6 protein-coding genes are annotated in these 8,317 nt (G+C 39.4%); 2 read left to right on the forward strand and 4 right to left on the reverse strand.

The window, feature by feature from the left end:
• Window positions 1-197 precede the first annotated feature (197 nt).
• A complete protein-coding gene (locus tag AACU98_RS17705; protein ID WP_004247604.1) occupies window positions 198-1,019 on the forward strand; it encodes an SDR family oxidoreductase in 822 nt (273 codons plus the stop codon).
• On the opposite strand, the gene AACU98_RS17710 is transcribed toward AACU98_RS17705, so the two are convergent.
• Window positions 1,016-1,636 carry a glutathione S-transferase family protein gene (locus AACU98_RS17710; RefSeq protein ID WP_161735289.1) on the reverse strand — a complete coding sequence of 207 codons (621 nt, stop codon included), beginning with the start codon at window positions 1,634-1,636 and terminating at the stop codon, window positions 1,016-1,018. The two genes, AACU98_RS17705 and AACU98_RS17710, sit on opposite strands and share 4 nt — an antisense overlap.
• Window positions 1,637-1,793: 157 nt before the next feature.
• Here AACU98_RS17710 and AACU98_RS17715 point away from each other — a divergent pair, with 157 nt between their 5' ends.
• Window positions 1,794-2,996, forward strand: a complete 1,203-nt coding sequence (locus AACU98_RS17715) for a serine hydrolase (RefSeq protein ID WP_004247605.1) — start codon at window positions 1,794-1,796, stop codon at window positions 2,994-2,996.
• An 89-nt stretch (window positions 2,997-3,085) separates the two neighbouring features.
• On the opposite strand, the gene AACU98_RS17720 is transcribed toward AACU98_RS17715, so the two are convergent.
• The 3 genes from AACU98_RS17720 to AACU98_RS17730 all read right to left on the reverse strand — a co-directional run bounded on the left by AACU98_RS17720 (window position 3,086) and on the right by AACU98_RS17730 (window position 7,910).
• Window positions 3,086-4,756, reverse strand: a complete 1,671-nt coding sequence (locus tag AACU98_RS17720) for a formate--tetrahydrofolate ligase (RefSeq protein ID WP_004244535.1) — start codon at window positions 4,754-4,756, stop codon at window positions 3,086-3,088.
• A gap of 346 nt (window positions 4,757-5,102) precedes the next feature.
• Window positions 5,103-6,467 carry an L-serine ammonia-lyase gene (locus AACU98_RS17725; RefSeq protein WP_004252061.1) on the reverse strand — a complete coding sequence of 455 codons (1,365 nt, stop codon included), beginning with the start codon at window positions 6,465-6,467 and terminating at the stop codon, window positions 5,103-5,105.
• A 114-nt stretch (window positions 6,468-6,581) separates the two neighbouring features.
• Window positions 6,582-7,910 carry an HAAAP family serine/threonine permease gene (locus AACU98_RS17730; RefSeq protein ID WP_004244537.1) on the reverse strand — a complete coding sequence of 443 codons (1,329 nt, stop codon included), beginning with the start codon at window positions 7,908-7,910 and terminating at the stop codon, window positions 6,582-6,584.
• Window positions 7,911-8,317 lie beyond the last annotated feature (407 nt).

Consider the following 8,317-nt stretch of genomic DNA (forward strand, 5'->3'; position numbering starts at 1 on the left):
TAATAATAATTTAAATAAATTGTAACCTTATGTTTTTTAGAGAATTTTAATATTTCTTTTCTTTACTTAACCGAGTAAGTGCGCCAGTATATTAAAGCAGGCTAAATATATATAACGCTTAAGCAGTTTTTATCAGTAATGGATAAAATTAAGTTTTGTTACATAATTTAAATAAGCCATGAAAGTAGGGGTAGAAAATGAAACGGATCACGATAGTCGGATTAGGTTGGTTAGGATTACCACTTGCCAATGCCTTGCGTGAAGCGGGGTATCAAGTAAAAGGAACAAAAACCACAGAAGATGGTGTAGAAGCAGCACGAATGAGTGGTGTTGATTGTTGTCTAATGAATTTAACACCGGCTATTGAGTGTGATAGAGATGATTTTGATTACTTAATGGAAACTGACGTACTGATTATTACATTACCTCCCAGTGCGGCGGGGGGAGGATATGATTATGTTGAAGGGATACAAACATTAGTGGATAGCGCCATGTCTCGGCATGTGACAAGAGTGATTTATATTAGCTCTACTTCAGTATATGGCAATCAAAGTGGTGTTATTACAGAAGAAGTTGATATTAGGCCAGAAACGCAATCCGCTAAGATGATAGCGGAAGTTGAAAATTGGTTACATCGCTTACCACTTACGACCGTCGATATTTTACGTTTGGCGGGGTTAGTTGGGCCTGGTCGTCATGCAGGACGCTTTTTATCCGGTAAAAAACAGGTCAAAGGTGCACATCAGAGTGTCAATTTAGTGCATTTAGACGATGTTATTTTTGCGATAGAGCAACTGCTTGCTCAAAATGAAGGAGGCCGTTTATATAATTTATGCGCGCCTATTCATCCTAAAAAGAAAGATTTTTACAGCCGTGCTGCTGCACAGTTAGATCTTACTCCCCCTGAATTTGCTCTAGAAGATAAACCGCCAGCACGAGAGATCGACGGTCAGGAGATTTGCCGAGATCTCGGATTTCATTATCACTATCCTGATCCCGACAAAATGCCAATGAGTTAATTTACCGGCAGTAAAACGACATCACGGAAGATCTGATTTTCACTTAATTGTGCAAACCAGCGTTGTAGATGTGGATAATTTGCACCTTCTTGGCAAACCTCTAGCCATGGGTATACCAAAGGAGCAATAGCGATATCAGCTAATGAAAAATAGTCACCGGCAAAATAAGCTGTTTTAGCCAGTTGATCATCGGCAATTTTGATCAGTTGGTTTAATTTCGCTTTTAGGCTCTGTACAAGCTGTGGATCTTGCTGCTCTTTTGGTGTGCGAACAAGATTTATCATCATTTGTTGGATTGGAGAAAAAAGGCTAGCATTTGACCAATCCATCCATTTTTCAACGTTTGCGCGTTGCTTTACATCGGTTGGGTAGAGATGATAATTTTCATATTTGGTACATAAATAACGAATTATGGTATTTGACTCCCATAAGGCAAAATCATCATCTTGTAAGGTAGGAATAGATGCATTGGGATTGAGTGCTAAATAGTTGGCCTCATGAAGTCCACCAAAAGGGCCTCCGACATCAATTTGTTCGTAAGGAGCTTGAAGCTCTTTTAAACACCACAGGACTTTTTTAACGTTCGATGAGTTTTTTCTACCCCAGACTTTTAACATAAAGGTCTCCTAAACCACGATAAGTAACAAAAATTCCCTCTGTAGGGCGTTAAATATGAATATAAGATAAATCTTTATCTATCAATGTTGGCGTCTTATTCCATAAAGCCCTATAGTAGGAAAGCTTTAACAAATTGATATAAAAGGGTGATCGGTAATGAAAACAAATCTTCCATCCGTATTGGCTAAGGTTACCGCGGGAATGGGTTTACTGCTAATTATTTCTAGTCCTACTTTTGCGGTGAATAATCCTGTGCCGCCTCAAATTGAGGCTAAATCTTACGTATTAATGGATTATAACAGTGGAAAAATACTTGCTTCAGAGAAGCCTGAAGAGCGCCTAGATCCTGCCAGTCTAACCAAAATAATGAGTAGTTATGTGGTAGGACAAGCGATAAAAGAGGGACGTATGTCGCCCGATGATATTGTTATTGTTGGGCGCAATGCTTGGGCGACGGGTAATCCTGTTTTAAAGGGCTCATCCTTGATGTTTTTAAAACCAGGCGATCGAGTTAAAGTGATCGACTTAAATCGAGGTATGGTGATCCAATCTGGTAATGATGCCAGTATTGCGTTGGCAGAGCATGTTGCCGGTAGCCAAGAAACCTTTGTTGATCTTATGAATACCTATGCCGCGAATTTAGGTTTAAAAAACACTCACTTTAAAACAGTACACGGTCTAGATTCTGAAGGGCAGTACACCACAGCACAAGATATGGCGTTATTAACGGCTGCTATGATCCGCGATGTACCTTCAGAATATGATATTCATAAAGAAAAAGAATTTACCTTCAACAATATTCGCCAGCCAAATCGTAACCGTCTATTGTGGAATAAAAATATGAATGTCGACGGTGTAAAAACCGGGCATACCAATGGGGCTGGCTATAACCTTGTCTCTTCGGCAACCGAAGGAAATATGCGTCTGATTGCAGTGGTTTTAGGGGCGCCATCAGATAAAGTGCGTTTTGCTGAAAGTGAAAGATTACTCGGCTGGGGTTTCCGCTTTTTTGAAACCGTGACACCTGTAAAAGAGAACGTGCCCCTGACTACGCAAAAAGTATGGTATGGCGATAAAGGTGAAGTGGCTTTAGGTGTTGCTAAAGATGCATCAATCACCATTCCTAAAGGAGAGCTAAAGAACTTAAAAGCCTCTTTTACATTGACTAACCCCGAATTAGAAGCACCATTAACACAAAATCAAGTAGTAGGAACAGTGAATTTCTTACTAAACGATGAAGTGATTGAGCAGCGCCCATTAGTGGTAAAAGAAGCGGTTGAAGAAGGTGGTTTCTTTAGTCGTATCTGGGACTTTGTGGTTAAAACAGTCTCTGGTTGGTTTAATGCGCTTTTTGGTTAATTAAGTTCATAATTACTGAAAAACTCACCCATTTAAAATAAGAATGCCAGTATTAACTGGCATTCTTTATTGAGTAGGTTTTAAGTGCCTTAGAACAGTCCTTTTATTGCCCCATGATCATCAACGTCCATCGCCATTGCTGCCGGTTTTTTAGGTAATCCTGGCATCGTATTTATTGTGCCCGTTAATGCAACAACAAAGCCTGCACCAGCACTGACATACACTTCCCGGATATTAATGGTAAAATCAGTCGGGCGACCAAGTAATGCGGGATCATCTGATAGAGAATATTGCGTTTTTGCCATACAAATAGGGAAATGGCCAAAGCCCATATCCTCGATTTTTGTTAGCATCTCTTGGGCGTTAGCATTGTAAGTCACCCCTTTTGCACCATAAATTTCTTGAGCAATGGTCTCTATCTTTTGCTTTAAAGGCATATTATCAGGGTAGAGTAATTGAAACTGTGGTGCATCATTTTCTAGTGTATCAATAACCTGATTGGCTAATTCAATACCACCCGCGCCACCTTTCTCCCATACTTGACTAATGGCAAAACGACATCCTCTTTGCTGGCAATATTGGGCGATAAATTCATGCTCTTTAGCAGAGTCTGTCACATAAGCATTTACTGTAACAATAACCGGAACACCATATTTTTTCAGATTTTCAATATGCTTACCTAGATTTTCGATCCCCGTTGCTAAAGCGGTGAGATTTTCGTGATCCCACTGTGTTTTGCCTAAGCCACCATTATATTTTAATGCCTTAGTGGTAACGACTAAAACAGCGCAGTCTGGTTGTAAGTCGCCTATGCGACATTTGATATCAAAGAATTTTTCCGCACCTAAATCAGCGCCAAATCCCGCTTCTGTTACAGTGATATCAGCCAGTTGAAGAGCAAGTTTAGTCGCTCTTAGGCTATTACAGCCATGGGCAATGTTGGCAAAAGGGCCACCATGAATAATCGCGGGGGTATTTTCTAACGTTTGTACTAAATTAGGATTAAGGGCATCTTTAAGTAAGGTTGCCATAGCGCCGACAGCGTTGAGATCTTCAGCACTAACAGGCTCGCCTTCATAGTTATATGCAACGATGATACGTGCTAAGCGCTGTTTTAAATCATTAATATCTTTTGCTAAACAAAGGATAGACATAATTTCGCTAGCAACGGTGATAACAAAGCTATCTTCTCTAACCACCCCATCTTTGTCGCCACCTAATCCAATCACTAAATGACGTAGTGCGCGATCATTCATATCCATACAGCGCTTAAAAATAATCTTTTTAGGATTAATGTTAAGGGGATTACCTTGATAAAGCGAGTTATCTAACATCGCTGCTAATAAATTATTTGCAGAGGTGATAGCATGAAAATCACCGGTAAAATGAAGATTGAGATCTTCCATCGGTACAACTTGTGAATATCCACCGCCAGCCGCTCCTCCTTTTAGACCAAAACAAGGGCCTAAGGAGGGTTCGCGTAATGCAATAATGGCACTTTTGCCTAATTGATTAAGGGCTTGTCCTAATCCTACCGTAACGGTGGTTTTACCTTCACCTGCTGGTGTGGGATTAATGGAAGTGACAAGCACCAATTTACCCTGTTTTTTTGAGGTGATTTTTGACCAAATACTCTGGCTAAACTTGGCTTTGTATTTGCCATAAAATTCAATATCGTCTTGGTCTACATTTATTTTTTTAGCAATATCTTGGATGGGTAAAAGCGGTGCTTGATGGGAAATTTCAATATCTGATTTCATTTTGGTTCTCTTTTTATCCCGTGTAGAGCTACATGAGTGATAATGCATCAATGCTATCGATTCAACAGATCAAGAAAAAATGTGTCGCTCTGTTGCTACTTATTGAGCGAATAACCCTCTAATTAATCAACTTTAGCTAATAATATAAATATGACCAATAGATTTATAGGTTTATAGATATTGGACTTTAGAAGATATGCTCGGTGTCACATGATACTGCCATTGTAATAAAAAATATAAAATTATTATGTTGTGATTGGAGGGATCTTGGTCGGGGAGCAAAAATAAATAATGCCAGCAAAAGCTGGCATTGGTTTATGGGTAACAATCATGTCAAAGTGTTAAATTAATCGCAAGAGACTTTAATGGCTAAGCCACCTTGTGATGTTTCACGATATTTAGAATTAATATCTTTACCTGTTTCATACATGGTCTCGATGACTTTATCTAAACAGATACGTGGATCACTGACACGACGAAGCGCCATCCGTGCTGAGTTTACCGCTTGTACGGCAGCAATAGCATTACGCTCGATACAAGGCACCTGTACTTGTCCTGCAACCGGATCACAAGTAAGACCTAAGTTATGCTCCATCGCGATTTCAGCCGCAATACAGACTTGCTCAGGACTACCCCCTAGCAGTTCAGTTAAAGCCCCTGCAGCCATTGAGCAGGCTACACCGACTTCACCTTGACAACCCACTTCAGCACCGGAAATAGAGGCATTCATTTTGTACAGCGACCCAATAACACCGGCTACTAAGAAAAAGCGTGTATAGGAGTTTTCATTGACTGGGCGAATAAATTTATCGTAATAGGAGAGTACGGCAGGAATAATACCGCATGCGCCATTAGTGGGTGCTGTTACAACACGTCCACCGGCTGCATTCTCTTCGTTTACGGCTAATGCAAACATATTGATCCAATCAACCACTGTCATAGGATCGGTGGTGGTTTTATCTTCAGTCACTAACATACGACGTAACGCAGACGCGCGACGAGGAACACGTAATGGTCCCGGTAATAAGCCTTCGGTATTAACACCGCGCTCGATACCTGATTTCATTACCTCCCAAACGGCAGCAAAATGGGCTGAGATCTCTTCTTTACTGCGTAATGCAAGTTCATTTTGCATCACCAGTGCAGAAAGAGAGAGACCGGTTTCCTTACAGTGACGTTGCAAATCGGCAGCATATTGATAAGGATAAGGTACTTCAACTTTATTCTCTTCGGGTTGACCAAAATGCTCTTCATCAACAATAAAGCCGCCACCAATGGAGTAATAGGTTTTTTTCAACAGAAGTTGTTCGCCATTATAGGCGCTGATAGTCATACCATTTTCATGAAGAGGTAAATTACTTTTATGAAAATTCATGCCTCCAACCGCGGGGAAATCAACCTCTTGAGCACCATTAGCTAACATCAAACGTCCGGTATTTTCGACTTGTTTAATAAAAGGTGCGATAGCGTCAATATCAACCGTATCAGGTAAATTACCGGCTAATCCCATAATAATCGCGATATCTGTTGCGTGACCTTTACCTGTTAGAGATAAAGAGCCATACACATCAACGACTACGCGGGAAACAGAGGAGAGAAGGTTTTTCTCAGCAAGTAAATCGACAAATTCTTTACCTGCTTTCATTGGGCCTACCGTGTGTGAGCTTGAAGGTCCAATACCGATTTTAAAAATATCAAAAACGCTAACCATAATATTCGCCTCCCTAATTTAAAGGCGCACTGTGTGTTATTAGAATGAAAACTGTTTTGTAGACTGTAGCGATATGGCTACTTTCATTTTAGAAAGTAGCCATCGATAAACTTATTAGTTAAAGAAATAATTAATGAAAGTATTACCTAAGGTGTAGAAAACCGCTGAGATTGCAATCAGACCCATGATAACAACAAATACGTTGCTAATATGGCCTTGATATTTTTTCATCGCTGGTACTTTACGGATAGCATACATAGGCATTAAGAACAGTAACATTGCGATGATTGGGCCACCCAGTGTTTCAATCATACCAAGGATACTTGGGTTTAATGTTGCAACGATCCACGTTGTAACCAACATAAACAGAGCTGTGATTTTGTTTAAACGATCTTTTTCGACATTCTTACCAATTCCGCGCATCCCTTTGATAATTAAGCCATTGAAACCTTCACGAGCCCCTAAATAGTGACCTAAGAAAGATTTAGTAATCGCAACAAAGGCAATGAAAGGTGCAATGTAAGCGATAACGGGTGCTTCAAAGTGGTTAGCAAGATAAGACAGAATACTGATATTTTGCTCTTTTGCTTCAGCTAAATTTTCTGGTGTTAAGCTAAATACGCAGCTAAACACGAAGAACATAACAGTGATCACCATCATGATATGAGCATAAGCTAAGATGCGTGAACATTTTTTCTCTGCATTGTCACCGTACTCTTCGCGTTTTGCCACAGCAAAAGCAGAGATGATAGGTGAGTGGTTAAAAGAGAACACCATCACAGGGATAGCTAACCATAAGGTTACTAACAAGCCTTGGCTCATACCAGAAGTTGAGGCGTGATCAAAAGAGAGCGTATCAAGAATGGCACCATTCCATTCAGGAATGAGGTATAAAGCAAGTACCATCAAGATGGCAACGAATGGGAATACTAAGACACTCATTGCTTTAACAATAGCTTGTTCACCAAAGCGAATGATACACATAATACCGACAATCAGTACCAGTGATAAAATCGCACGAGGTGGTGCTGTCATATGCATTTGGTGAACAATAAAGCTTTCTACCGTATTAGTGATAGCGACACTGTAAACCAACAAGATAGGATAAATAGCAAAGAAATAGAGCAGAGTGATTAATACACCTGCTGTTTTACCAAAGTGTTCTTCAACCACTTCAGTAATATCTTCACCTGGATTTTTACCTGATAGCACAAAGCGACACATACCACGGTGTGCAAAAAAGGTCATAGGAAAAGCAAGTACTAACATAATCAACAGAGGAATTAAGCCACCAATCCCAGCATTGATAGGTAAAAACAGAACGCCAGCACCGATAGCTGTACCATACAAACCGAGCATCCATACTGTGTCTGACTTACGCCATGTTTTGTAATCACTTTGGGTATTACCCTGTGCGATAGAACCAGCTTTGGTTGTATCCATAATACTCTCCGAAATAACGCGGTAAAAAAATAATGAAAAATAAAGTGAGTCATTGCCTTTTTACAAAGCAATCACTGCATAAATTTTATTATGAATAAATGAGCGCATTGAGTGCCTGGTGTTATCTCAATATCTTCAATTACCACATACTAAAAAAGCTAGATTTTAAAAGAATAAAAATCTTCTAAAATTTGAAAAAATATTCAATAAGTTTATATCTAGACTTTAGATGGGCAGAATATAGTGTTTTTCAGGATAAACTACCGTGATCACCATCTCAAATGCTAAATATAACTAAAAAATCGCTAAATGTAACATTTTTTATACTTTGTGCTTTTTGTGTGCTGTTTATAAACATTTTGAAATGGTTTTCCAAAATTGTTTATTTTTTAGAATAAAATTAAATA

It is taken from the genome of Proteus sp. G4380 (assembly GCF_963885725.1).
GTDB classification, from domain to species: domain Bacteria; phylum Pseudomonadota; class Gammaproteobacteria; order Enterobacterales; family Enterobacteriaceae; genus Proteus; species Proteus mirabilis.